At 72.5% G+C, this 24,534-nt stretch carries 23 protein-coding genes; 11 read left to right on the forward strand and 12 right to left on the reverse strand.

Translation table 11 applies throughout. From position 1 onward, the window contains the following. Positions 1-17: 17 nt before the first annotated feature. From BLV76_RS15720 to map, 4 genes are all read right to left on the reverse strand, one after another. A complete protein-coding gene (locus BLV76_RS15720) occupies positions 18-857 on the reverse strand; it encodes a transglutaminase family protein (RefSeq protein ID WP_217630361.1) in 840 nt (279 codons plus the stop codon). Further along, positions 857-1,783, reverse strand: a complete 927-nt coding sequence (locus BLV76_RS15725; RefSeq protein ID WP_090970085.1) for an alpha-E domain-containing protein — start codon at positions 1,781-1,783, stop codon at positions 857-859. Before BLV76_RS15725 ends, BLV76_RS15720 begins: the two co-directional genes overlap by 1 nt. After that, positions 1,777-3,393: a circularly permuted type 2 ATP-grasp protein gene (locus BLV76_RS15730; protein WP_090970087.1), complete on the reverse strand. Its 1,617-nt coding sequence runs from the start codon at positions 3,391-3,393 to the stop codon at positions 1,777-1,779. The genes BLV76_RS15725 and BLV76_RS15730 overlap by 7 nt, the downstream gene beginning before the upstream one ends. A gap of 92 nt (positions 3,394-3,485) precedes the next feature. Beyond that, a complete protein-coding gene (gene map / locus BLV76_RS15735) occupies positions 3,486-4,334 on the reverse strand; it encodes a type I methionyl aminopeptidase (RefSeq protein ID WP_090970088.1) in 849 nt (282 codons plus the stop codon). A 23-nt stretch (positions 4,335-4,357) separates the two neighbouring features. Between map and BLV76_RS15740 the strand changes: the two genes are divergently transcribed. Beyond that, complete coding sequence (locus BLV76_RS15740; protein ID WP_090970090.1) at positions 4,358-4,558, forward strand: hypothetical protein; 201 nt, start codon at positions 4,358-4,360, stop codon at positions 4,556-4,558. A 7-nt stretch (positions 4,559-4,565) separates the two neighbouring features. Here BLV76_RS15740 and panB read toward each other — a convergent pair whose 3' ends face one another. From panB to BLV76_RS15755, 3 genes are all read right to left on the reverse strand, one after another. Then, positions 4,566-5,423, reverse strand: coding sequence for a 3-methyl-2-oxobutanoate hydroxymethyltransferase (panB, locus tag BLV76_RS15745; protein WP_090970092.1), 858 nt, complete (start codon positions 5,421-5,423; stop codon positions 4,566-4,568). A gap of 113 nt (positions 5,424-5,536) precedes the next feature. After that, the gene (locus BLV76_RS15750; RefSeq protein ID WP_217630362.1) at positions 5,537-6,703 is read right to left on the reverse strand and encodes a PQQ-dependent sugar dehydrogenase; all 1,167 of its coding nucleotides are present in this window, start codon (positions 6,701-6,703) and stop codon (positions 5,537-5,539) included. Positions 6,704-6,713: 10 nt separating this feature from the next. Then, a complete protein-coding gene (locus tag BLV76_RS15755) occupies positions 6,714-7,628 on the reverse strand; it encodes a GNAT family N-acetyltransferase (protein ID WP_090970096.1) in 915 nt (304 codons plus the stop codon). A 268-nt stretch (positions 7,629-7,896) separates the two neighbouring features. Between BLV76_RS15755 and BLV76_RS15760 the strand changes: the two genes are divergently transcribed. The 3 genes from BLV76_RS15760 to BLV76_RS15770 all read left to right on the forward strand — a co-directional run bounded on the left by BLV76_RS15760 (position 7,897) and on the right by BLV76_RS15770 (position 11,032). Beyond that, entirely contained in the window at positions 7,897-9,939 is a 2,043-nt protein-coding gene (locus tag BLV76_RS15760; protein WP_090970098.1) for an NAD(+) synthase, read from the forward strand. 267 nt (positions 9,940-10,206) lie between these two features. Then, positions 10,207-10,587 (forward strand): hypothetical protein, encoded by a 381-nt coding sequence (locus tag BLV76_RS15765; protein ID WP_090970100.1) that lies wholly within the window; start codon positions 10,207-10,209, stop codon positions 10,585-10,587. A 67-nt stretch (positions 10,588-10,654) separates the two neighbouring features. Continuing rightward, entirely contained in the window at positions 10,655-11,032 is a 378-nt protein-coding gene (locus BLV76_RS15770; protein WP_090970102.1) for a hypothetical protein, read from the forward strand. Between the two features lie 30 nt (positions 11,033-11,062). Here BLV76_RS15770 and BLV76_RS15775 read toward each other — a convergent pair whose 3' ends face one another. Together BLV76_RS15775 and BLV76_RS15780 are read right to left on the reverse strand one after the other, a co-directional pair. Then, a complete protein-coding gene (locus BLV76_RS15775; RefSeq protein ID WP_090970104.1) occupies positions 11,063-12,364 on the reverse strand; it encodes a sensor histidine kinase in 1,302 nt (433 codons plus the stop codon). Between the two features lies 1 nt (position 12,365). Next, the gene (locus tag BLV76_RS15780) at positions 12,366-13,070 is read right to left on the reverse strand and encodes a response regulator transcription factor (protein ID WP_090970106.1); all 705 of its coding nucleotides are present in this window, start codon (positions 13,068-13,070) and stop codon (positions 12,366-12,368) included. A 101-nt stretch (positions 13,071-13,171) separates the two neighbouring features. On the opposite strand from BLV76_RS15780, the gene BLV76_RS15785 reads away from it, so the two are divergent. The 3 genes from BLV76_RS15785 to BLV76_RS15795 all read left to right on the forward strand — a co-directional run bounded on the left by BLV76_RS15785 (position 13,172) and on the right by BLV76_RS15795 (position 15,007). Continuing rightward, complete coding sequence (locus BLV76_RS15785; protein WP_139306596.1) at positions 13,172-13,603, forward strand: hypothetical protein; 432 nt, start codon at positions 13,172-13,174, stop codon at positions 13,601-13,603. A gap of 89 nt (positions 13,604-13,692) precedes the next feature. Next, on the forward strand, positions 13,693-14,310 hold the full coding sequence (locus tag BLV76_RS15790) for a hypothetical protein (protein ID WP_090970108.1): 618 nt from the start codon (positions 13,693-13,695) through the stop codon (positions 14,308-14,310). Between the two features lie 79 nt (positions 14,311-14,389). Continuing rightward, entirely contained in the window at positions 14,390-15,007 is a 618-nt protein-coding gene (locus BLV76_RS15795; protein WP_090970110.1) for a hypothetical protein, read from the forward strand. Between the two features lie 63 nt (positions 15,008-15,070). Here BLV76_RS15795 and BLV76_RS15800 read toward each other — a convergent pair whose 3' ends face one another. Next, complete coding sequence (locus BLV76_RS15800) at positions 15,071-16,681, reverse strand: AbgT family transporter (RefSeq protein WP_090970112.1); 1,611 nt, start codon at positions 16,679-16,681, stop codon at positions 15,071-15,073. A 3-nt stretch (positions 16,682-16,684) separates the two neighbouring features. Beyond that, entirely contained in the window at positions 16,685-18,028 is a 1,344-nt protein-coding gene (locus BLV76_RS15805) for a M20 family metallopeptidase (RefSeq protein ID WP_245734700.1), read from the reverse strand. Positions 18,029-18,183: 155 nt separating this feature from the next. On the opposite strand from BLV76_RS15805, the gene BLV76_RS15810 reads away from it, so the two are divergent. From BLV76_RS15810 to BLV76_RS15825, 4 genes are read left to right on the forward strand one after another with little or no spacing between them, the layout of a single operon-like run. Next, the gene (locus tag BLV76_RS15810; protein ID WP_090970114.1) at positions 18,184-19,530 is read left to right on the forward strand and encodes a glutamine synthetase family protein; all 1,347 of its coding nucleotides are present in this window, start codon (positions 18,184-18,186) and stop codon (positions 19,528-19,530) included. Between the two features lie 52 nt (positions 19,531-19,582). Continuing rightward, the gene (locus tag BLV76_RS15815; RefSeq protein ID WP_090970116.1) at positions 19,583-22,576 is read left to right on the forward strand and encodes a bifunctional [glutamine synthetase] adenylyltransferase/[glutamine synthetase]-adenylyl-L-tyrosine phosphorylase; all 2,994 of its coding nucleotides are present in this window, start codon (positions 19,583-19,585) and stop codon (positions 22,574-22,576) included. Positions 22,577-22,619: 43 nt separating this feature from the next. Continuing rightward, on the forward strand, positions 22,620-23,273 hold the full coding sequence (locus tag BLV76_RS15820) for a SatD family protein (protein ID WP_245734701.1): 654 nt from the start codon (positions 22,620-22,622) through the stop codon (positions 23,271-23,273). Then, positions 23,270-24,004: a hypothetical protein gene (locus tag BLV76_RS15825; RefSeq protein ID WP_090970118.1), complete on the forward strand. Its 735-nt coding sequence runs from the start codon at positions 23,270-23,272 to the stop codon at positions 24,002-24,004. Before BLV76_RS15820 ends, BLV76_RS15825 begins: the two co-directional genes overlap by 4 nt. 19 nt (positions 24,005-24,023) lie before the next feature. Here the strand turns inward: BLV76_RS15825 and BLV76_RS15830 are convergent, their stop codons facing one another. Continuing rightward, positions 24,024-24,437, reverse strand: coding sequence for a hypothetical protein (locus tag BLV76_RS15830; RefSeq protein ID WP_090970120.1), 414 nt, complete (start codon positions 24,435-24,437; stop codon positions 24,024-24,026). Positions 24,438-24,534: the final 97 nt, after the last annotated feature.

Here is a 24,534-nt window from a genome sequence, read left to right on the forward strand (position 1 = left end):
AGGGCCGGGGACCCGGATCAGGCGATCCGAGTGACGTCGACCCGCACGAACATCGAGGAGGTCTCCGCCCCGGTGTAGATGCCGTGGAGGGGGCGCACGTCGAGGTAGTCGCGGCCGGTCGCCACCACCACCCACCGGTCACCGGGCTCGAGGTCGTTGGTCGGGTCGAAGCCGTGCCAGCCGTCGTCCCACCACTCGACCCACGCGTGCGACTCGCCCTGGACCGTCTCGCCGATCCTCGCCTCGGCCTGCGGGTGGAGGTAGCCCGAGACGTAGCGGGCCGGGATGCCGATCGTGCGCAGGCAGCCGAGCACGAGGTGGGCCATGTCCTGGCACACGCCCGCCTTCTGCCCCCAGGCGTCGACCGCAGGCGAGGCGGCGTCGGTGGAGCCGGGCACGTAGTCGACCTCGGAGTGGACGTACGCACAGATCTCGCGGGCGGCCTCGCCGGGGGTGCCGGCCGCCGCGGCGATCTCGCGCGCCTTGGCGGCGAGGTCGTCGGGCGGGGCGACCAGGACCGGCAGGGCGAGGTACTCCGTCCACCGGTCGGCCACCCCCGGGTCGGCGAGGTCCTCCCACACCAGCGCCGGCATCCCCGCCGGCGGGCGGTCGGTGTGGACGGTCGACACGGCGGTGACGGTCATCGAGTCGTGCGGGTCGAGCACCTCGAACGACGTCACGTCGTTGCCGAAGTAGTCGCGGTAGTCGTAGGTCCACGGTGTGGGGGAGACCCCGAGCCGGGTGTGCACGACGATCTGGCCGGGCCCGGTCTGGGGCGTCATCCGCGCCTGGTTGTACGACGCCAGCGCCAGGCCGTCGTACTCGAAGCCGGTCGTGTGGACGATGCGCAGCTGCATCAGATCCGCCCTCCCATCCAGTGCGTGCCCTCGGAGCCCGCGAAGTAGCGGTGCGCGATGGCCTCGGTCGCCCGTGCGCAGGTCACCTGCAACCGCTCCATCTCGGCCGGCAGGTCGGCGATGACGTCGGCGAGGGGTCGGTACTCCAGCTCGGCGCGGGTGCGGCCGATGAGCCGGTGCGCGTCGTTCTGGAAGCCGACGCGCTGTCCGGACTCCAGGTTGTCGAGGCACTGCTCGGCCCTCGACAGCGCGAAGACGACCGAGCGGGGGAAGAGCCGGTCGAGCAGCAGGAACTCGGCTGCGCCGCGCTCGGTCTCGAGGCCCTTGTAGGTGCGCAGGAACGCCTCGTGGCCCCCGCAGGCGCGCAGCGTGTTGGACCACGGCGAGCCGACCCCGCCGGCGAGCGACGCGGTGGCGACGAGTCGCGAGGTCATGTCGGCGCGCTCGATCATCCGGCCGAGGACGAGGAACTGCCAGCCCTCGTCGCGGGTCATCGATGCGTCGGCGGCGCCGTTGATGAGCGCTGCCCGGTCACGCACCCAGCGGAAGCTCGCCCCCTGGCCCATCCGGCGGAACTGCCCGGACGTGACGGTGCGGTGGGTGGTGTTGAGCGCCTCCCACATGTTCACCGAGAGCGTCTCCCGCGCACGCCGGGCGCTCTCGCGCGCAGCAGCCAGGACGGCGGCGATCGAGTCCGGTGCAAGGGGGTCGTAGGCCAGCAGGCCGAGGACGAGGTCGAGGCCGACCTGGCTGTCGTCGGGCGGGTCGACCCCCATGACCGACAGCAGGTTGCGGCACGTCGTCTCCTCGTCGCCGGAGTCCTCCAGCAGGAGCGTCGTCTGGACGTCGAGGATGCGCGCGGTGTCCTCGGCGCGCTCGACGTAGCGGCCGATCCAGAACATGGACTCGGCGATGCGGCTCAGCATCCGGCACCGTCCTCGTCGCCGTCCTCGTCGCCGGCGTCGACGTGGCGGACCTGTTGCTGCTGCTGTTGCTGCTGCTGGCCGTCGACGGTCGCGGCGGCCTCGTCCATCGCGGGGCCGGGGCTCGGCGTCGGCCCGACCGGGACCGGGGCGGGCGGCTCGGCGGGCGGCACCGGGGTCGGTGCGGTGCCCGCGAGGACCCACGTGTCCTTCGAGCCGCCGCCGCGCGAGGAGTTCACGATCAGCTGGCCCTCCTCGAGGGCGACGCGGGTGAGCCCGCCGGGCAGCACCCAGACCCGCTGGCCGTCGTTGACCGCGAACGGGCGCAGGTCGACGTGGCGCGCGGCCATCGTGCCGTCGACGTAGGTCGGGACGGTGGAGAGCTGGACGACCGGCTGGGCGATCCACGCGCGAGGGTCGTCCATCACCCGCACCCGCAGCTCGTCGAGCTCGGCCTTCGTGGCGGCGGGACCGATCACGATGCCCTTGCCGCCGGAGCCGTCGACGGGCTTCACGACGAGCTCGTCGAGGCGGTCCATGACCTCCTCGCGGGCGTCGGCGTCGCCGAGCCGCCAGGTGTCGACGTTGCGGAGCCGGGGCTCCTCGCCGAGGTAGTAGCGGATGATGTCGGGCAGGTAGGTGTAGACGAGCTTGTCGTCGGCCACGCCGTTGCCGACGGCGTTGGCGAGCGTCACCTGGCCGCTGCGTGCGGCGTCGATGAGACCGGGGCAGCCGAGCAGCGAGTCGCCGCGGAAGTGCACCGGGTCGAGGAACTCGTCGTCGACGCGACGGTAGATCACGTGCACCGGCTCGAGGCCGTGCGTGGTGCGCATCATCACGCGCCCGCGGCGGCACTGGAGGTCACGGCCCTCGACGAGCTCGACGCCCATCGTGCGGGCGAGCAGCGCGTGCTCGAAGTAGGCGCCGTTGTAGACGCCCGGCGTCAGCACGACCACGGTCGGGTCGGTGACGCCTGCGGGCGCGGCGGCGCGCAGCGCGGCCAGCAGCCGCTGCGGGTAGCTCGCGACCGGGCGGATCCGGTGGTGCGAGAACGCCTCGGGGAGCGCGGCCGCGATCGAGCGGCGGTTGGTCATGACGTAGGACACGCCCGACGGCACGCGGACGTTGTCCTCCAGCACACGGAAGTTGCCCTCGTCGTCGCGGATCAGGTCGATGCCGGAGACGTGCACGCGTACGCCGTTGGGCGGGCGCACGCCGCCGGCCTCGCGGTGGAAGTGGGAGGAGGTGGCGACCACGCGGCGCGGGATCACGCCGTCCTCGAACACCTGCCCGGCGTCGTACACGTCGGCGAGGAAGGCCTCGAGCGCCTTGACGCGCTGCTGGACGCCGGCGTCGACCTCCTGCCAGGTCTCCATCTCGATCACCCGCGGCACGATGTCGAGCGGGAAGGCGCGTTCCTCGCCACCGATGTCGAAGGTGACGCCCTGGTCGAGGTAGGCCGTGCGCAGCGCCTCGACGCGCGAGGCGACGTCGTCGGGGTCGAGGTCGTTGAAGGAGCGACTCAGCCTGAGGTAGGGATCGCGGGCGGCGCCGTCCTCGAACATCTCGTCATAGGCCCGACCGGTGGCGTAGTCGTCGAACAGGCGCGGCATGTGCCGACCCTAGTGGGATCGCGTGACGCACGTGTTGCGCGAGCGTCTCGTGTGTTTCAAGAAGGTGTCAGCGCTGCGACCCCGCTCCGGGGTCACGGGTGGGTGAGCACCTCGGCGCCTGTCGGCGTGACGAGGAGGGTGTGCTCGAACTGCGCGGTGCGCCTCCGGTCCTTCGTCACCACGGTCCACCCGTCGTCCCACATGTCGTAGTCGGGCGTGCCGAGGGTGAGCATCGGCTCGATGGTGAAGGTCATGCCGACGCGGATCTCGTCGTCGTACCTCGGGTCGTCGTAGTGCGGGATGATTAGTCCCGAGTGGAACGCGGTGCCGATGCCGTGGCCGGTGAAGTCGCGGACCACGCCGTAGTCGAAGCGCTTCGCGTAGGCCTCGATCACCCGGCCGATGATGTTGACCCGGCGGCCGGGCTGGACGGCCTTGATCGCGCGGTCGAGCGACTCCTTCGTGCGCTCGACGAGCAGGCGCGACTCCTCGTCGACGTCACCGGCGAGGAAGGTCGCGTTGGTGTCGCCGTGCACGCCGTCGATGAAGGCGGTGATGTCGATGTTGACGATGTCGCCGTCCTCGACGACCCGTGCGTCGGGGATGCCGTGGCAGATCACCTCGTTGACGCTGGAGCACAGCGACTTCGGGAAGCCGCGGTAGCCGAGGGTCGAGGGGTAGGCGCCGTGGTCGCAGAGGAACTCGTGGCCGATCCGGTCGAGCTCGTCGGTGGTCACGCCCGGCACGACGTGCTCGCCGACCAGGTCGCGTGCCCGGGCCGCCAGCCTGCCGGCGACCCGCATCCGCTCGATCGTGTCGGCGTCCTTGACCTCCTCGCCGGTGAAGCGCTGCGGCGCCGGCTGGTCGACGTACTCCGGACGCGGGATGGAGACGGGCACGGGACGACGGGCGGACACCTCTGCGGGTGCTACGGCAGACACGCCGGGAAGTGTAGTTTCGCCGCATGAGCAACGGCGAGAGCGAGCGTTGGTGGTTCAACCTGAAGACCCACGAGGTCGAGCCTGACGACGGGGCCCGGAACGCCGACCGGCTGGGTCCCTACGACACCAGGGAGGAAGCGGCGCGCGCCCTCGAGAAGGTCGCCGAGCGCAACGAGGCCTGGGACAACGACCCCGACTGGAACGACGACAAGCTCGAGGACTGACCGCCGGCTAGAACGTGTGCTCCGGCCCGGGGAACGTGCCGCCGCGCACGTCGTCGGCGTAGGCACGGGCCGCGTCGAGCAGCACCTGGTGCACGTCGGCGTACTGCTTGACGAAGCGGGCCATCTTGCCGGTCCGCAGGCCGAACGCGTCCTGCCACACCAGCACCTGGCCGTCGCAGCCGGCGCCGGCGCCGATGCCGATGGTCGGGATGGTCAGCTCCTTGCTGATCTGCTCGGCGACGTCGCCGGGCACCATCTCCATCACGACGGCGAACGCGCCGGCCTCCTGGACCGCCCGGGCGTCGTCGAGGACGCGGTCGCTCGCGTCGCCGCGCCCCTGCACGCGGTAGCCGCCGAGGGTGTGCTCGGACTGCGGCGTGAAGCCGATGTGCGCCATGACCGGGATGCCGCCCTGGGTGCACTTGCGGATGACGGGGGCCATCTCGGCGCCGCCCTCGAGCTTCACGCAGTGCGCGCCGGCCTCCTTCATGAAGCGGACGGCGGTGAGGTAGCCCTGCTCCGGTGAGGCCTGGTAGCTGCCGAAGGGCAGGTCGCCGACGACCATCGCGCGCCTCGTCGACCGGCTCACGGCACGGGTCAGGGGCAGCAGCTCGTCGACCGTGATGGGCAGCGAGGTCTCGTTGCCGAGGACGTTGTTGGAGGCCGAGTCGCCGACGAGGAGCAGGTCGATGCCGGCCTCGTCGAAGGTCGCCGCGGTGTACATGTCGTAGGCCGTGAGCATCGTGATCTTCTCGCCGCGCTCCTTCATCTCCCGGAGGTGATGGGTGCGGACCCGCTTCACGGGCGCGGTCGTGGCGGCGGGACCGGAACCGTAGGGCGCGGTCTCCTCGGTGGGTGCAGGCATGGGTCGCTCCTCGTCATCTCGCGGCTCCCTGATGGAGTCCACGGACCACGATCAGGCTAGTGCCGACCGGCCGGTAGGAGCCGTGTGTCGATGGTCACCCTCGGTGCCCGGCGTCAGCGGGGAGACACCCTCAGCACACGGTCGTCGCTGCCGTTGTCGGTGGTCACGAGCAGGTCGCCGTCGCGGGCCGAGGTGATCGAGCGGAGCCGCCCGAAGGCCTTCAGCTCCTCGGGCTGGGTGACCGACACGAGGGTGCCGTCGGCGTCGAACTCGAGGAAGAGGACCTCCGAGGCCTTGAGCGCCGCGACGGCGAGCGTGCCGTCGAGGTCGCCCCACTGCTTGCCGCGGACCCACGCCCCGCCCGACGTGGCGAGGGTCGGGTCGCCGGACGACCATCGCGCGTCCTGCTGCTCGCCCGGGAGCGCCTGGTCGGTCATCGGCACCGACTCGTCGTAGCCCGGGACCGGGTTCCAGCCGTAGTCGCCGCCGGGGACGAGCAGGTTCACCTCGTCGTCGCGGTAGCTGCCCTGCTCGACCGACCACAGCGTGCCGTCGGCGCGCTGGGCGAGGCCCTGGACGTTGCGGTGGCCGTAGGTCCAGACGAAGCGGCGGGCGGTGCCGGCGTCGGCGTAGGGGTTGTCCGCCATCGGCGCGCCGGTGCGCCGGTGGACCCGCAGCGTCTTGCCGCCGAGCGAGTCGAGGTCGCGCGGGTTGGTGCCGACGGCGGCGTCCCCCGTCCCGACGACGAGGGCGTCGCTGTCGCGGTCGAGCAGCAGCCGGCAGCCGCCGTGGCGTCCCGAGCTCGACGGCAGGCCGGTCAGGACGGTGCGGCGGTGGCTGAGCTTCTTCCACTTCCTGTCGACGCGCCAGCGGCTGACCTGCACGTGGTCACCGCCCTTCGCGCTGCCGTGGCAGGCCCACACCGTGCGCGACGGGGCGTCGACGGCGAGCGACATGAGGCCGGTCTCGCCGGACACCCACACCAGCTTCGAGAGGTCGGCGAGCGTGCGGCGCTTCCCGTGGCGTACGACGCTGAGGCGGGCGCGGTCGCGCTCGGAGACGACCAGCCGGCCGCCGGGCGCCTGCTGGACGTCCCACGGGTTCGCCAGGCCCTTGGCGACGGTGCGGACCCGGAGCTCGGGCGCGCGTTCCGCCCGTTCCGCCCGGACCGCCGGGCGATCGGCTGGTGCGGCCACGGACGGCGGGAGCCCGGTCAGCAAGCCGCCCGCGAGGACGGCGACGGTCAGGGACAACGAGGTGGTGCGGAGGTGGGGGCGCACCCCCGCGACGCTAGTCGAGGGCCGGGCCCAGCGGAAGGTCGTGCGCCACCATCGTGCTGCGCCGGGTGGTGGCGTACCCCAGCCGCGTGTTGAGCCCGCGCATCGCATCGTTGCCGTCCTGCGTCCAGGTGTAGACCTCGGTGATCCCGTGCCCGGCCGCCCACGCGAGGGTGCGCTGCTTCAGGTGGACCGCGAGGCCTCGCCCGCGCCAGTCGCGGCGCACGGCCGTCAACGCGTTCTCGGCCCGGTGCGGCACGTCGGTGTCGCGGATCAGGCCGGCGCAGCCGACGACCTCGCCGTCGTGGACCGCGAGGAACATCGGGTCGCCGAGCCAGCTCGTGGCCCATCGCTCCGGGGTCAGGTCGATCGAGGTCGAGAAGGCGAAGTCGCTCACGGCCTCCTTGCCGAGGCCGTCGTAGGCCGCTGCCCACAGGTCGGGGCGGTCCGACGCGAGGACCACGTCGACGCCCTCCGGGGCCGCACCCACCTGCGGGGCGGTGTCGAGGGTGAAGGTCTGCTCGATCTCGTTGTCGGTGTCCTCGAAGCCGTGCGCGTGGGCGAACTCGAGCGACCCGTCGTCGTCGACCGTGGCCCGGACGCGCGGCAGGTCCAGCGCCGCGAGGTGATCGGCGAGGTGGTGGAGCAGGGCGGTCCCGACGCCCCGCCGGCGGTGCTCGGGCAGCACCCGCGGCGCGAGCGAGCCCATTGCCGCCGCGTCCGAGCGGTCGGCGAAGCCCAGGCCGACGACGACGCCGCCCTCGCGCGCCAGCACCATCAGGCGGGTCGGGCTCGCGTCCTGCTTCTTCAGCTCCTCGAGGGAGTCGCAGCGCTCGTAGGGGAGCACCGCGATCCGGACCTGCCGCCAGGCCTCGTAGTCGGCGTCGGTGGTGCAGGGCGTGATCTCGATCGCCGGTGAAGTGGGCATGGGGGCACCGTAGGCGCGTCGGCTGCAACTCGTCCCAACCTTTTCGGCGTCCCATCCGGTTAAGACGGGTACGCCCACCTCACCGCGCTGATCGCGGTCGCCCCCGACCTCGTGGTCGCGAACTGAGCCGTGAGTGGGGAACCGTCGGGTGGTCCAGCGGGCTGGTCCACGACCCGCCGGTTCCCCACCTCGGAGGTTTCGAGGCTCGCTGCGCTCGCACCTCAGCCACCGTGGCCTCTGCTCGCCCCGGGTTCCCTAGAGTGAGCGCGTGGACTTCTACTCCGCCTACGCGCAGGGCTTCGCCCGGATCGCGGCCGTCACGCTGCCGGTGCACATCGCCGACCCCGCGGCCAACGCCGCGGCCGTCATCGAGCAGGCGCGCGCCTGCCACGACGACGGCGTCGCGGTCGCGGTGTTCCCCGAGCTCGGGCTGACCGGCTATTCCGTCGACGACCTGTTCCTCCAGGACACGCTGCTGGCGTCGGTCGAGGAGGCGATCGCGGAGATCGTCGCGGCGAGCGGAGACCTGATGACCGCGCTGGTGGTCGGCGCGCCGGTCGTGCAGGGCAACCGGGTCTACAACTGCGCGGTCGTCGTGCACCGCGGCTCGATCCTCGGCGTCGCGCCGAAGTCGTACCTCCCCAACTACCGCGAGTTCTACGAGCGCCGCTGGTTCGCGCCGGGCGACGACCGCGAGCTCGAGTGGGTGACCGTCGCCGGGCAGGACGTCCGGTTCGGGCCCGACCTGATCTTCCGGTGCCTCGACGTGCCCGGCCTCGACCTCCACGTCGAGGTCTGCGAGGACATGTGGGTGCCGGTGCCGCCGAGTGCCGAGGCCGCCCTGGCCGGGGCGACCGTGCTCGCGAACCTCAGCGGCTCGCCGATCACCGTCGCGCGCGCCGAGGATCGTCGGCTGCTGGTCCGCAGTGCCAGCGCGCGGTGCGCGGCGGCGTACGTCTATGCGGCCGCAGGCCAGGGCGAGTCGACCACCGACCTCAGCTGGGACGGCCAGACGCTGGTCTACGAGTGCGGCGACCTGCTCGGCGAGGGCGAGCGGTTCCCCGACGGGCCCCGGCGCACGGTCGTCGACGTCGACCTCGACCGGCTGCGCCAGGAGCGGATCCGGCAGGGGTCGTTCGACGACAACCGGCGCACCCACCACGAGCGGGTGCAGCGCTTCCGCACGGTCGAGTGGGAGCTCGAGCCGCCGGCCGGGGACATCGGGCTGCTGCGCAAGGTCGACCGCTACCCGTTCGTGCCCGACGACCCCGCGCGGCTCGAGCTGGACTGCTACGAGGCCTACAACATCCAGGTGTCGGGCCTCGAGCGCCGGATCTCCTCGATCGGCTCGCCCAGGGCCGTCATCGGCGTCAGCGGCGGCCTCGACTCGACGCACGCGCTGATCGTCGCGTGCAAGGCGATGGACCGGCTCGGCCGGCCGCGCAGCGACGTGCTGGCCTTCACGATGCCCGGCTTCGCGACCGGCGCCACGTCGAAGTCGTACGCCACCCGCCTCTCGCAGGCGCTCGGCGTCACGTTCGCGGAGCTCGACATCCGGCCCGCGGCCGAGCAGATGCTGAAGGACATGGGCCACCCCTACGCGCAGGGGGAGAAGGTCTACGACGTCACGTTCGAGAACGTGCAGGCCGGGCTGCGCTACGACTACCTCTTCCGGCTCGCCAACCAGCGCGGCGGCATCGTCGTCGGCACCGGCGACCTGTCCGAGCTCGCGCTCGGGTGGTGCACCTACGGCGTCGGCGACCAGATGTCGCACTACAACGTCAACGCCGGCGTGCCGAAGACGCTCGTGCAGCACCTGATCCGCTGGGTGATCAGCCACGGCGAGTTCAGCGACGAGGTCGGCGAGGTGCTCGGCGAGATCCTCCAGCAGGAGATCACCCCCGAGCTGATCCCGACCGAGGAGGGCGTCAAGCCGCAGGCCACGGAGGACTCCGTGGGTCCCTACAACCTCCAGGACTTCACGCTCGCCCACGTCGTGCGCCACGGCTACCGGCCGCGCAAGATCGCCTTCCTCGCGTGGCACGCGTGGAAGGACGTCGAGGCAGGGGAGTGGCCGCCCGGCTTCCCCGCCGACGCGCGGGTGGCGTACTCGCTCGAGGACATCCGGTCCTGGCTCGAGGTCTTCGTGAGGCGCTTCTTCGCCAACCAGTTCAAGCGCTCCGCCCTGCCCAACGGGCCCAAGGTCAGCGCGAGCGGGACGATGAGCCCCCGCGGCGACTGGCGGATGCCCAGCGACGCCCGCGGGACCGCCTGGCTCGCGGAGATCGAGCGGGACGTGCCGGCCTCCTGATCGTGCTGGTGGGCGGTGTGTGAGCCACATTCCGCCGTCACGGAATGTGGCTGTGGCACCGCCGGCGCGCGTGTCGTCGTACGCCGCGCCGGTGGGCGGTGCGTGAGCCACCTCGTCGAACCAGGGAATGTGGCTCACTCACCGCTCGGGCCGAGATCCCCGGACGCCTTAACGCGCCCTTAGCCACGGGCTGGAGCGGGGTTAGCCGCGCTCCGACGAACCTCCTGTCATGACGCCGCACCCGGCGTCGGACACCGAGGAGGAATCGTGAAGAAGGCAGTCATCGGCGGCGTCGCCGCGGCGGCGGTCGTCATCGGAGCAGGCAGCTGGTGGGCGATCGACAGCCAGGTCGAGGCCCAGACCACCGAGCGCGGCACCTGCGGCGGCGCGACGTGGGAGCTCAGCGCGGAGGGCGAGGACGGCGGCACCGAGGTCAGCGCCGAGCTGCAGTCGAGCGGCCCGGGCGAGGAGTGGCAGGTCGACCTGTCCCGCGACGACGCCTCGTTGCTGTCGGGCACCCGCACGACCGACGAGGACGGCGAGATCGACGTCGACGCCTACAGCTCCGGCAACCCCGGGGACGCGACCTACGCCGTCACCTTCACGCCCGCCGAGGGCGAGCCCTGCACGGCCACCCTCGGCTCCTGAGCCACCCAGCCCCATCCCAGCCCCATCCCAGCCCCATCCCCGCAGCAGCACCCACAGAGGAGATCCCATGAAGAAGCTCATCGCCACCACCACCCTCGTCGCCACCGCCGCGACCGGCACGGCCGTCCTGGTGTCCTCGCCGGCCAGCGCGGACGTCGAGAAGCGCGGCACCTGCGCCGGCGCGACGTTCGAGCTCAACGTCGACCGTGAGCGCGGCGGCTACGACGTCGACGCCGACATCGAGGGCGCCCGCGCCTACAGCGAGTGGAAGGTCGCCGTGCGCCACAACGGCAAGGTCGCCGTCTCGCGCACCATCACCGCCGACGACGAGGGCGAGCTCGACCTCGACACCTTCCGCAAGAACCTGCGTGGCAAGGACACCTTCAAGCTCACGGTGACCCCGGCTGGTGCCGGCTCGTGCTCGGTGAAGGTCTCCGTGGCCTGATCCACCTCTGCGCACGGGCAGGAGCCCGGGTCAGACCGTCCTCAGGGAGACGGCGACCCGGGCTCCTCCCATGTCCGAGGTGCCGGTCGTGAGGGAGCCGCCGGAGTCCTGCGCGGTGCGAGCGGCGATCGAGAGCCCGAGCCCGGTCGAGCCGGCGCCGCTCTCGCCCCGCCCGGTGGCGTCGAGACCGGCGGGCAGCCCGGGCCCGGCGTCCTCGACGACCAGGTCGACGCCTTCGTCGGCGGAGGTCAGCGTGATGCGTACGCCGGCGTCGTCGGGGGTGTGGGAGAAGACGTTGTCCAGGAGGACGTCCACCATGGCCTCCAGGTCGGCACTGCTGGCGCGCAGCAGCGGCCCGGAGGTCGCGAGGTCGACCTCGTAGGTGCGGCCCTGGTCCTCGGCGAGCGCCTCCCAGTGGCGTACGCGCTCGGCGATGACGGCGACCGCGTCGGTGCGCGGGTCGAGGCCCTCGCGCTCGGAGCGCCGGGCCTCGCGGACGATCTCGTCGACGGTGGCCTGGAGGGAGTCGAGGTCGGCGCCGAGCCGCTCGCGCAGGTCGTCGTCGGCCACCGTCTCGACGCGGAGACGGAGCGCGGTGACGGGGGTGCGCAGGCGGTGGGAGAGGTCCGCCACGCTCTCGCGCTCGCGGGCCAGGAGCAGCTGGATGCGACCCACCAGGCGGTCGATGGCGCCGCCCAGCTCCTGCACCTCCGCGGGGCCGTGGACCGCGGCGACCGGCTCGATGGTGCCGGTGCTGCCCAGGGACTGCGTGTGCTCGGCCAGCTGCCGGATCGGCTGCACGAACGAGCGCCCGAGCCGGTCGACGACGATCAGCGACCCGGCGAGCAGGGCGATCGCCAGCAGGGCGAGCAGGGCCCACGCGGCGCCGACGACCGAGTCGATCCCGGGCTCGTCGACGACCACCCGGATGACCGGGGTCGCGGAGGGGAGCGCGGAGTTCCCGCCGCGCGACACGGGCACCAGGATCTGCGACCCGCCCCCCACGTCGTCGACCCGGGCGCGCCCGGTGTTGCGGGCGTCGAGGACCCTCCAGTCCTCGCCCTCGTCGGGGCCCACCCCGATGCCGTCGGGGAAGAGCACGGTGACCTGGGTGTGGCGCTCCTCGTCGTTGAGCTTGTCGACGTACTGCGCCACCGAGCCCTTGTCGTCCGAGCGCGACACGACCGTCTCGACCGCCTGCACCTCGAGCGCGGCCCGCGCCAGCCGGTCCTCCAACGCATAGCTGCGGACCAGGATGGCCATCGGCACGAGCATGGCCAGCAGCACCATCGAGATCGCCGCCGCGGCGGTGATCAGGAGGCTGCGGCGCACCTCAGCCGTCCTGCGGCGAGGGAAGGTCCGGAGCCGTGAGGCGTACGCCGACCCCGCGGACGGTGGTCAGGTAGCGCGGGTCGGCGGCGGTCTCGCCGAGCTTGCGGCGCAGCCAGGACAGGTGGACGTCGACGGTCTTGTCGGATCCGCCCCACGGCTGGCGCCAGACCTCGACGAGCAGGTCGCGCTTGGTGACGACCTCGCCCGGACGCTCGGCGAGGTGGGCGAGCAGGTCGAACTCGCGCGGCGTGAGCTCGACCTCGGCGCCGTCGAGGTGCACGCGCCGACCGGCCAGGTCGACCGACAGCCCGCCGACGGTCAGGGTCCTCGGTCCCTCGCGACCGGACGCGGCGCGCCGCAGCACCGCCCGCACCCGCGCGTCGAGCTGGGCGCTGGTGAACGGCTTCACGACGTAGTCGTCGGCGCCGGCGTCGAGGGCGCCGACCAGCGACGGGTCGTCGGCGCGCGCGCTCGCGATGATCACGGGGACCTGGCTGACCGCGCGGAGCATGGACAGCACCTGGGTGCCGTCGACGTCGGGGAGACCGAGGTCGAGCACGACCAGGTCGGGGGAGGAGTCGACGGCGAGCTGCAGCCCACCCATCCCGGTGGGGGCCGAGGTGACCGTGTGCCCGGCCTCGCGCAGGCCACGGACCAGCAACGGCCGGATCCGGTCGTCGTCCTCGATGATCAGCACCTCGGCCACGCGGTGACCGTACCGTCCGGTGCCACGCCTGCCGTGCCCCTTAGCGCTCCCTTAACCATCGCCTCACCTCGCACTGAGGTCGCAACGGGCACGATGGCCCGGTGAGACGTCGGATGCTGCTCGTCGGCCTGTGGGTGGCCACCACGGCTGTGGCCGTGGTGGTCGGCGTCCTCGCCATCTCGACGGTCGGCGCCACCATCCGGGACCGGGGACCGGTCGGTGACGAGGTCGCGCGCGACACCACCGCCGGCTCCACGTCGGTGCCGAGCCCCGAGGGCCCGGCCGTCGCCGACGCGATCACCGGTGAGTGGGGCGCCTTCGAGGTGGAGTGCCGCGACACCTGGGCCTACGGCGTGGGCGTCCGCCCCGACCGGGCCAACGGGTGGCGGGTGGTCAGCTGGGAGAAGGGTCCCGACGACGACGTCGACGCGGTCTTCAGCGACGGTCGCAACTCCGTCGACCTCGAGGTCTTCTGCAACCAGGGTCGGCCCACCCTCGCCGAGCTCGAGCGCAACACCCTGGGCGAGGACTGAGGACGCCGCGCGACCCGCGCAACGCCGGTGCGGGCTCGGTGCGTCTACCGGGGGTAGGAAGGACCCACCCTCACAGGAAGACGCACACCATGACCTCACGCCTGCTCTCGGGAGCACTGCTCGCCCTCCTCCTCGTCCCGACCGCCGCACCGGCGCTGGCCGCACCGGCGCCGACCGTCGACCGGTCGGTCGACCTGGCCGCTGCGAAGACCACGTTGACGATCCACGCCGCCGGCTGCGAGGGGTGCGAGATCACCGCGCACTCCGCCCTGACGTCCGACTACGAGGACGTCTGGGAGTCGAAGGAGGTCGAGGTCGTCGACGGGGTGGCGACGTTCCAGGTGCCGACCGACCGCACGGCCGGGCTGTCGCTGAGCCTCACGGCGCCGTGGGAGCGCCGCCTCGGCTACGTCACGGTCGTCGCGATGCGCTACGCGGGGACCCAGCCCGGCGACGTCATCGGCTACCGCGACGCGCGCACCGAGCGCCGGGCCACCGCCTGCTGGGGTGGCACCACCGAGGAGTCCTTCGACATGACGATCCGCACCCGCAAGGTCCGCGTGGACGGGGTGGCCCCCGGCAAGGTGCCCGGCACCCTGGCCTGGGCGCGTACGACGCCCGAGTGGCTGGCGCCGATGCGCCGGGTCTGGAACGGCGTCATGGGCGAGCAGGACATCGACTTCTGCGAGCCCCCGGCCGAGGGATGAGGGCAGCCCGGAAGCAGATGCAACCCTCCCGGACGAAGGTGCGTCCAGTGGGTGACAGATCACCTACGGGGAGAGAGACATGACCTTCCGCAGCACCACCATCCTGGCCAGGTCCGTCCTGACCGCCGCCGTCCTCACGGCCGCGCTCGTGCCGGCCGCCGCCACCGCGACACCTGACCGGTCCGCGGCCCAGCCCGGGGGCGCCACGCGCACCACGCTCACCTTCACCGTGGACGACTGCGACGGCTGCGAGATCCAGCTCGCCAACGCCCTCCAGACCCGCCACACCGACGTGAAGCCCTGGTCGTCGAGGACGAAGAAGGTCCGCGACGGCCAGGTCCGCTTCACCGTCGCCACCCGCAAGACGTGGGGCCTGTCGGTCACCGTCCGCGCGCCGTGGGAGGGCCAGACCGGCTACCTCACGACCGTCGCGTGGCGCTACAACGGCAAGCTCCAGGGCGACCCGGTCACCCTCGAGGAGGCCGTGACGCGGAAGAAGGCCTCGGCCTGCTGGGAGGGCGTGCGCCGTCCCGACGTGACGGTCCCGCTCGTCGTCGAGGAGGTCGAGGTCGACGGCGTCCACGGCCGGGTGCCGGGAAGCATCGCCTTCGTCCCGGAGACGCAGAGCTGGCTCCACCCGATGCGCGAGGTCGAGGACGGCGTCCTCGGCTCGCAGGACGTCAACATCTGCTACTGAGCGACGTCCCGCACGACCGTCCGGCCCCGGTGTGGCCGCCTCCTGCTCGGCCTCCCGGCCCGGCTAGAGGCGGATCCCCACGCCGGGGCCGACGTCTGCGCCGGTCAGGTAGAACACGGTCAGCACCGCGACCCACGAGATCCAGAACGGCACGACGAACGGCAGCATCCGCGAGATCACGGTGCCGAGCCCCGCCTCGGGCTCGTAGCGCTTCACCATCACCAGGAAGATCCAGATGTAGGGGTTCATCGGGGTGATGACCTGGGTCGCGGAGTCGCCGACGCGGAAGGCGGCCTGGACGAATCCGGGCTCGTAGCCCAGCAGGGCGAACAGCGGCACGAACACCGCGCCCATCAGCGTCCACATCGACGACCCGCTCACGATGAACAGGTTGAGCACCGACGCGAGCAGGATGAAGCCGATGATCGCGGGATAGCCGGTCAGCCCGATCGACTCCAGCCCGTCCGCGCCGGCCACGGCGAGCGCCGAGCCCACGTTGCTCCAGTTGAAGAGCGCGATGAACTGGCCGAGCATGAACGCCAGCACGATGAAGGCGGCCATGTCCTTGATCCCGAGGCCCATCACCTTGGGTACGTCGGCGGCGTGCCGCAGCGACCCGCTGACGAAGCCGTAGGCGAGCGCCGGTCCGAGGAACAGCGCGAACACGATGAAGACCGTCGAGTCGAGCAGCGCCGACTCCGGCAGGAAGTTGCCGTCCTCGTTGCGCCACGGCGAGCCACCGGGCAGGACCGCCGCGACGATGACGACCGCCAGCAGCGCGAACGTGATGCCGGCGGCCCTCAGCCCTCGTCGTTCCGCCGGTTCGAGCTCGGGGGAGAGGTCGGTCGGGGCGGCGCGCAGGGCCGGCGCCACGTCGTCGTCCGCCTCGGTCGTGGCGTCGGCGGCGACGTCCGCCTCGGCCTCCACCATGACGACCGGCGCGCCCTCGCGCACCAGGCGCGGTTCGACCAGCTTGTCGATGACGAACCCCGCAACGAGCGCGAGCACGATCGAGGAGGCCATGTTGAACCACAGGTTCGACACCGGAGTCACCGTGGCGCCCGGGTCGGGCAGGCCGCCCGTCACCGAGTTGGTGATGCCGGAGAAGAGGGCGTCGAGGCTGGTGACCAGCATCGACGTCGAGTAGCCCGCGCCGACGGCGGCGAACCCACCGACGAGGCCGGCCAGCGGATGGCGCCCGGCCGCCTTGAACACCATCGCCGCCAGCGGGGGTACGACGATGAAGGCGGCGTCGGCCATCACCGAGGCGTTCACGCCGACGAAGCCCACGGCGTACGGCAGCAGCCAGCGCGGCGCCGCTCCGAGGCTCGCCCGGATGGCGGCGGCGAGCAGCCCGGTGCGCTCGGCCACGGTCACCGCGAGCAGGATCGTGACGACGGTGACCAGCGGCGGGAAGCCGATGAAGTTGGGCCCGAGGTTGACCGTCAGCCAGGCCAAACCCTCCCCGGTGAAGAGGCCGCGCACGGCGGTCTCCTCGTCGGAGCCCGGGATCGTCACCGACGTCCCGAGGAGCTGGAGGAGGGTCGAGACCACCCCGACGAGCAGGAAGAGCCCGAGGAACAGCAGGAACGGGTCAGGCAGGCGGTTGCCGACGCGCTCGACGGCGGCGAGGATCCGGTCGGTGCGGGTCGCGGTGGCGCTCTCGGCGGCCATGCGTCAGCCCTCCCCGAAGTAGGACGGGACGTCGACGGCGCCGCCGGCGTCCTCGAAGTCGTCGGCGGCGGCCCGGCGGAGGTCCGGGTCGCTGAGCCAGTCGGCGCTGACGGCGGCGAGCGCCCACGCCGCGTCGACCACGACCCGGTCGGCCTCCTGCGAGACCGCGGCGTCGGCGAACTCGCGGGTGTGCAGCGACAGGTCGTCGTCGGTGATCTTGACCATCGCGTGCACGCCCGGCACCCGGTAGGACACGTTGCCGAAGTCGGTGGAGCCGGCGAACATCCGAGGCACGACGTCGGGCGGCAGGACGGTGCGCCCCCGCTCCCCGTAGCGCGACGTCCAGGCGGCTGCCAGCGGACCGTTGCCACGCACGGGCAGGTAGGGCGGCGCCTCGTCCCACGTGAGCTCGACGCCGCAGCCGGTCATCAGTGCGGCGCCGCGGGCGATGTCGGCGAGCCGGTCGCTCAGCACAGCCAGGCTCTCGGGGAGCTCGCTGCGCAGGTAGAACAGCATCTCGGCGTGCTCCGGGATGACGTTGGGACGCTCGCCGCCGGCGGTGACGACGCCGTGCACGCGGTCGGTGGCCGGCATCTGCTGGCGGTGCAGCCCGACGCCGGTGTACATCAGGTTGACCGCGTCGAGCGCGTTGCGGCCCATGAACGGCTGGGCCGAGGCGTGCGACGTCACTCCGGTGAAGGTCGCGCGCAGCTGTCGCCGGCCGAGGAACAGCGGGTCGGCGATGTCGTAGGTGAAGGGGTGCACCATCAGCGCCGCGTCGACGCCGTCGAAGGCGCCCTCCGCGGCCATCAGCTCCTTGCCGCCACCACCCTCCTCGGCCGGCGTACCGAGCCAGACGACGCGGCCCGGCAGTCGCTCGCCCACGGACGCGAGGGCCAGGAACGCGCCCAGGCCGGCGGTGGCGATGACGTTGTGGCCGCAGCCGTGGCCGATGCCCGGCAGGGCGTCGTACTCCGAGAGCACGGCGATCGTGGGACCGTCCGGGTCGCCCACCTCGGCGCGCAGCCCGGTCGCGAGGCCGTGGGCGCCGCGGACGACGTCGATCCCGCGCGCCTCGACGAGATCGGCCAGCGCGGCGGCGGACCGGTGCTCCTCGAAGGACACCTCGGGGTGCTCGGACAGGTCGTGGCTGGCGGCGAGCAGCGTGGGTGCCAGGTCGTCGACGGCCTCGCGGAGGGCGTCGAGGAGGTCGCGGTCCGCGCCCGTGGTGGTGGCCTCCGGTGCGCGGGCGGTGGCGGCCCGGCGGCGGGTCTCCTCGGCGAGGTGGCCGAGCAGGAAACCGTCCGGCGGGACGGGTGCGGACAGGTCCGTGCGGGGGTCGTTCATCGTGCAGCTTCCCTCTTCCCGTTGTGGCGGGCCCGAGTCGGGCGGCTGATCGTTCGACGCTAGCAGCGCCCGGGGTTCCGACACGCTCGCTGCGCTCGCTGCTCAACCAGCGGAGGCGGCGGCGGTCGGCCGGGAGCGACCCCTAGGCTGGTGCCATGGGCAAGCAAGAGGACTTCGTACTCCGGGCGCTCGAGGAGCGCGACGTCCGCTTCGTGCGGCTGTGGTTCACCGACGTGCTGGGCTTCCTCAAGAGCGTGAGCGTCGCTCCCGCAGAGCTGGAGAACGCCTTCGACGAGGGCATCGGCTTCGACGGCTCGGCGATCGAGGGCTTCGCCCGCGTCTACGAGGCCGACATGCTCGCCCACCCCGACGCCTCGACGTTCCAGATCCTGCCGTGGCGCGGTGGCGCCGACGGCGGACCCGCCACGGCGCGCATGTTCTGCGACATCGGGATGCCCGACGGCAGCCCGTCCTACGCCGACCCGCGCCACGTCCTCAAGCGCACGCTGGGCGCGGCCGCCGACAAGGGCTTCACCTTCTACACCCACCCCGAGATCGAGTTCTACCTCTTCAAGGACATGCCCGGGAAGGGTGACGAGCCGCAGCCGGTCGACCGCAGCGGCTTCTTCGACCACACCGCCCAGTCCCGCGGCGCCGACTTCCGCCGCGAGGCGATCACGATGCTCGAGGCGATGGGCATCTCGGTGGAGTTCAGCCACCACGAGGGCGGTCCCGGCCAGCAGGAGATCGACCTCCGCTACGCCGACGCGCTCACCACGGCCGACAACATCATGACCTTCCGCACAGTCATCCGCGAGGTCGCGCTCGGCCAGGACATCTGGGCCTCCTTCATGCCCAAGCCGTTCACCACCCACCCCGGCTCGGGCATGCACACGCACGTGTCGCTCTTCGAGGGCGACCGCAACGCCTTCTTCGAGGCCGGTGCGGAGTACCAGCTGTCGAAGACCGGCCGCCAGTTCATCGCCGGCATCCTGCGCCACGCCAGCGAGATCAGCGTGGTGACCAACCAGTGGGTCAACTCCTACAAGCGCCTCCTCGGTGGCGGCGAGGCCCCGTCGGGCGTGTGCTGGGGCCACAACAACCGCTCGGCGATGGTCCGCGTCCCGATGTACAAGCCCAACAAGGGCCAGTCCACCCGCGTCGAGCTCCGCACCATCGACGCCGCGTGCAACCCCTACCTCGCCTTCGCCGTCGTCCTCGCCGCCGGCATGAAGGGCATCGAGGAGGGCTACGAGCTGCCGCGCGAGGCCGAGGACGACGTCTGGTCGCTCACCGAGCGCGAGCGGCGGGCGCTCGGCATCACCCCGCTGCCCAGGAGTCTCTGGGACGCCATCGGAATCGCGGAGGACTCCGAGCTCCTCGCCGAGACCCTCGGCGAGCACGTCTTCGACTTCTTCCTGCGCAACAAGCGCGCCGAGTGGGAGGAGTACCGCGGCCAGGTCTCCGCCTTCGAGCGGGACCGGATGCTGCCGGTCCTGTGACGGCCGCGCCGCTCGTGCTGCGCTTCGTGGCGATGGTCGAGGGGACGCGCGCATGACCTCGGCGGGCTCGTTCGTGCGCCTCGGCTTCGTCGACGGCGCGGCAGCGGCCCGCGGGATCGAGCGGCTCGGTGCCGCCGGGAGGCCACTGACCGACAAGCTCGCTGCGACGGCCGACCCCGACGCGGCCCTCGAGGGCCTGCTCCGGCTGGGGGACGCGCTGGACGAGCAGGCGCCCGGCTCGGGTGCCGAGATGTTCGTCGAGGTCAGCGACGACGAGGGCACCGCCATGCGGCTGTGCAGCGTCCTCGGCGCCAGCGCCGCCCTGACCCACCACCTCGTCCGGCACCCCGAGCAGTGGCGCGAGCTGACCGACCCGACCCTCGGCACCACCCGGGCCGCGGCCTACGCCGTGCGCGAGTCGGTGCTGGCCGCCGTGGGTGCCGATCCCCGCGCGGCCGAGCCGGTCGCCGGGCTGCCCGACGCCGAGGCCGTCGACGCGCTGCGTGTGGAGTACCGCCGGATCCTGCTCCGCCTCGCGGCCCGCGACCTCGCGCACCACGTCGGGCTGGACGACGCGGCGGCCGAGATCTCCGACCTCGCGGCCGCCACGCTGGAAGGGGCGCTGGCGATCGCCCGCGCCCGCGTCGGGGCGGACGCCCACGCCGTACGCCTCTCCGTGATCGCGATGGGCAAGTGCGGCGGGCACGAGCTCAACTACATCTCCGACGTCGACGTGGTCTACGTCTACGAGCCGGCCCGGCTCGGGTCGGGGGAGCGCGCGGACGACGGCGTCGCGATGCGTGCGGCGACCCAGCTGGCCTCCCACCTGATGCGGATCTGCTCCGACCACACGCGCGAGGGGACGATCTGGCCGGTCGACGCCAACCTGCGGCCCGAGGGCAGCCAGGGTCCGCTCGTCCGCACGCTCGCGAGCCACCGCGGCTACTACGAGAAGTGGGCCAAGACCTGGGAGTTCCAGGCGCTGCTCAAGGCGCGCCCGGTCGCCGGTGACCTGGCCCTGGGGCGCGACTACGTCGAGATGATCGCGCCGATGGTGTGGAGCGCCGCCGAGCGCGAGGGCTTCGTCACCGAGGTCCAGGCGATGCGCCGCCGAGTCATCGACCACATCCCGGCGCAGGAGGCCGAGCGGCAGCTCAAGCTCGGCTCGGGCGGGCTGCGTGACGTCGAGTTCGCCGTGCAGCTGCTGCAGATGGTGCACGGCCGCGCCGACCCGTCGCTGCGCGAGGGCGCCACCCTGAGCGCGCTGGCGCGGCTGACCGACGGCGGCTACGTCGGCCGCGACGACGGCGAACGGCTGCACGAGGCCTACGCCTTCCTCCGCACCCTCGAGCACCGGATCCAGCTCCACGAGCTCCGGCGCACCCACGTGCTCCCCGACGACGAGGCCTCGCTCCGGCGGCTCGGTCGCTCCCTCGGACACCTCTCCGAGCCGGCGGTCACGCTCGACAAGGAGTGGCGCTACCACCGGCGCGAGGTGCGCCGGCTGCACGAGAAGCTCTTCTACCGCCCGCTCCTCGGCGCGGTCGCCCGCCTCCCCGGCACCGAGGCGCGCCTCTCGCTGGAGGCCGCGGAGGCGCGGCTGTCCGCACTGGGGTACGCCGACCCGCGGGCCGCGCTGCGCCACCTCGAGGCGCTGACGAGCGGGGTGTCGCGGTCCTCCGACATCCAGCGGACGCTGCTGCCCGTGCTGCTCGAGTGGTTCGCCGACTCGCCCGACCCCGACGCCGGGTTGTTCGGCTTCCGCCGGATCAGCGAGAGCCTGCGGCGCACGCCGTGGTACCTCACGACGCTGCGCGACGAGGGCGAGGTCGCCCAGCGGCTGGCCTTCGTCCTCGGCACGTCGCGCTACGCCACCGACCTGCTCGAGCGCGAGCCGCAGGGCGTGAAGATGCTGGGGGAGTCGCTCGAGCCTCTGAGCGCCGAGGCCGCGCTCGCCGAGATGCAGGCGCTCCTCGAGCGCGCCGAGGGCGCGGAGGCCGCGGTCGGGGCCGTGCGTGCCGTCCGCCGTCGCGAGCTGCTGCGCATCGCGTGCGGCGACCTGGTCGCCGGCACCGACGTCGCGCTGGTCGGACAGGGCCTGAGCCGGCTCACCGACGCCACGCTGCAGGCCACCCTCGACATCGCCACGGAGGCCGTCCGCCGCCAGCGGGACCTCGACGTCGTACCCACCCGGATCGCGGTGATCGCGATGGGCCGCTACGGCGGCTTCGAGCTGTCCTACGGCAGCGACGCCGACGTGATGTTCGTGCACGACCCGGTCGAGGGTGTCGAGGCCCAGGTCGCGTCGTCGTTCGCGACCGCCGTCGTCTCCGAGCTCCGGCGGCTACTGTCGCTGCCGGCCAGCGACCCGCCCCTCGAGGTCGACGCCGACCTGCGGCCGGAGGGCAAGAACGGCCCGATGGTGCGCACCCTGGAGTCCTACGCGGCCTACTACGCGAAGTGGTCGCACGTGTGGGAGTTCCAGGCACTGCTGCGCGCCGACGCGGTGGCCGGCGACGAGGACCTGCGGCGTCGCTTCACCGAGCTGATCGACCCGCTGCGGTTCCCGGAGAAGGGGATCTCGGCCGCCGACGTCGTGGAGGTGCGCCGGATCAAGGCGCGCGTCGACGACGAGCGGCTCCCACGCGGAGCCGACCGCCACACCCATCTCAAGCTCGGTCGCGGTGGGCTCGCCGACGTCGAGTGGACCGTCCAGCTGCTCCAGATGCGGCACGCCGGCTCGGTCGAGGGGCTGCGGACCCCGCAGACGCTCCCGGCCCTGTCGGCCGCGGCCGAGGCCGGGCTCGTCGGACCCGACGACGCCGCGACCCTCGCCGAGGCCTGGCGGCTGGTGAGCCGGGTGCGCAACGCGGTCACCCTGGTGCGCGGCAGGCCGTCGGACCAGCTGCCCCGCGATGCCCGGGAACGGGCCGCCGTGGCGCGCGTGCTCGGCTACCCCCAGGGGTCCTCGGACCAGATGGTCAACGACTACCTCCGCACCACCCGCCGCGCCCATGCCGTGGTCGAGCGCGTCTTCTGGGAGTGAAGAACATGTGTTCATCTGAGCCAGAAGAAGGTATCATCTTCAGATGCGCGACATGAAGTCTGATGCTTCAGTCACCGTCATCGGTGACCTGGTCGGGTCGCGCCGCAGCGAGGACCGGGCGGCGGTGCACGCCCGCTTCGTCAAGGCCGTCGACGAGGTCAACGCGGACTTCGCGCCCCCGGTGCCCCTGCGGATCGGCGTCGGCGACGAGTTCCAGGGCATCTTCGACGGGCTCGGCTCCGCGGTCGCCGCCACCCTGCGGCTGCGACTCGCCCTGCTGCCCGACGTCGACGTCCGGCAGGGGATCGGGTGGGGGCGGGTGCAGGTGCTCTCGGAGGAGCCACGGGTCGAGGACGGCCCCGGCTGGTGGGCCGCGCGCTCCGCGATCGAGGTGGTCGAGGGCTACGAGCGCAAGGCCGCCCTGCGCGCGGTGCGGACGGCCTACGTCGCCGCCGACGACGAGCCGGGACCCGACGAGGCGGCGATCAACGCCGCCCTGATGACGCGCGACCAGGTCGTCAGCGGCCTGTCGGACCGGTCGCTGTCGGTGCTCGATGGTCTGCTGAGGGACAGGCAGCAGCAGGAGATCGCCGACGAGCTGGGCATCAGCCCGTCGGCGGTGTCGCAGCGGATCCGCGCCGACGGCATCGGGGTCGTGCTGGCTGCCGACGAGCTGATGAGGAGAGTCACCGGATGAGCTGGATCGGGATCCTGCTGATCGGCTTCGCGGTCGCCGACCTGACCCACTCCGTGCGACGCACGCGCCACCTGCCCGAGTGCGTCGGCGCCCTCGTCGTGCTCGTGGCGGGCCTCCTCGCCGGGATGACCTCCGGGCGCGACGTGGTGGCGATGCTGGTCATCGCCGCGCTTGTGCTGCTCTGGGGCCAGACCGTGACGTGGGGCTTCGGACACCCGGGGGAGAAGGCGGCGTGGCTGCCCCTCGGGGTCTTCGTCGTCTCGCTCGTGGCGGCGATCGGCTGCTCCGGCCTCGCGGGCCAGGCGTCCGGACCGCTGGCGCGCTGGCTCGGATCGGTCTCCCTGCCCGCGCTCGCCGGCGCCGACCCCGACCGCTTCGTGCTGCTCCTCGGTGCCTTCGCGATCCAGCTCTCCACCGGCAACGTGCTCGTGCGCCTCGTGCTCAAGTCCACCGGCACGATCCACCCGCTGGCCAACGGCTCCCTGCCGCCCACCCAGCTCAAGGGCGGTCGCCTGCTCGGTCCGCTCGAGCGGGTCTTCATCCTCGCCCTCGCCCTCGGTGGGCAGGTCACGGCGGCGAGCGTCGTCGTCGCAGCCAAGGGCCTGCTGCGGTTCCCCGAGCTGTCCTCGCGCCACGAGCAGCAGCAGGTTCACGAGATGACCGAGTACTTCCTGCTCGGCTCGTTCGTCTCCTGGCTCGTGGCGCTGGGGTCGTTCGTGCTGCTGGTGTGAGCCACGCCGCCCGGTCTGGTCAGGGAGCGGAGAGCGTGAGGTCCACGGCGTGCAGCAGCCCGTGGTCGTCCGCGACCAGCGCCAGCGCGAAGTCCGAGGCGCAGGTGCGCATCTCGGGGCGGGGACGGATCACGACGAGCCGACCCGGTGGCACCGGACCTGTGCGCGTGGGCGAGCAGGTGACGTCGCCGAGCTCGGGCTCGAGCACCAGGGTGAAGCCGTTGGTGCGTGCGGCCACGATCGGGCCGAGGAGGTCGATCGGGCACGACGCCGCCGCGTAGCCCTCCCAGTTAGCTGGGCAGGTACGCCAGGTCTCGCGGTTCGACAGGGCCGCGACGATGTCGTCGACCGCCTTGACCGGCGTGCCGCCGAGCGCCATCGACACGGACTCGGCGTGCGGGAAGCTCGCGGACTGGCCCCGGGCATACGCCATGAACTGACGCGCAAGGCGCCCGAGGTCCGCGTCGAGGGGAGCCGCCGGTGCGCTGGGCGCGGACGTGGGTGACGACGTCCGTCCGGGAGCAGACTCG

The sequence above is a fragment of the Nocardioides exalbidus genome (assembly GCF_900105585.1).
Classification (GTDB): Bacteria; Actinomycetota; Actinomycetes; order Propionibacteriales; family Nocardioidaceae; genus Nocardioides; species Nocardioides exalbidus.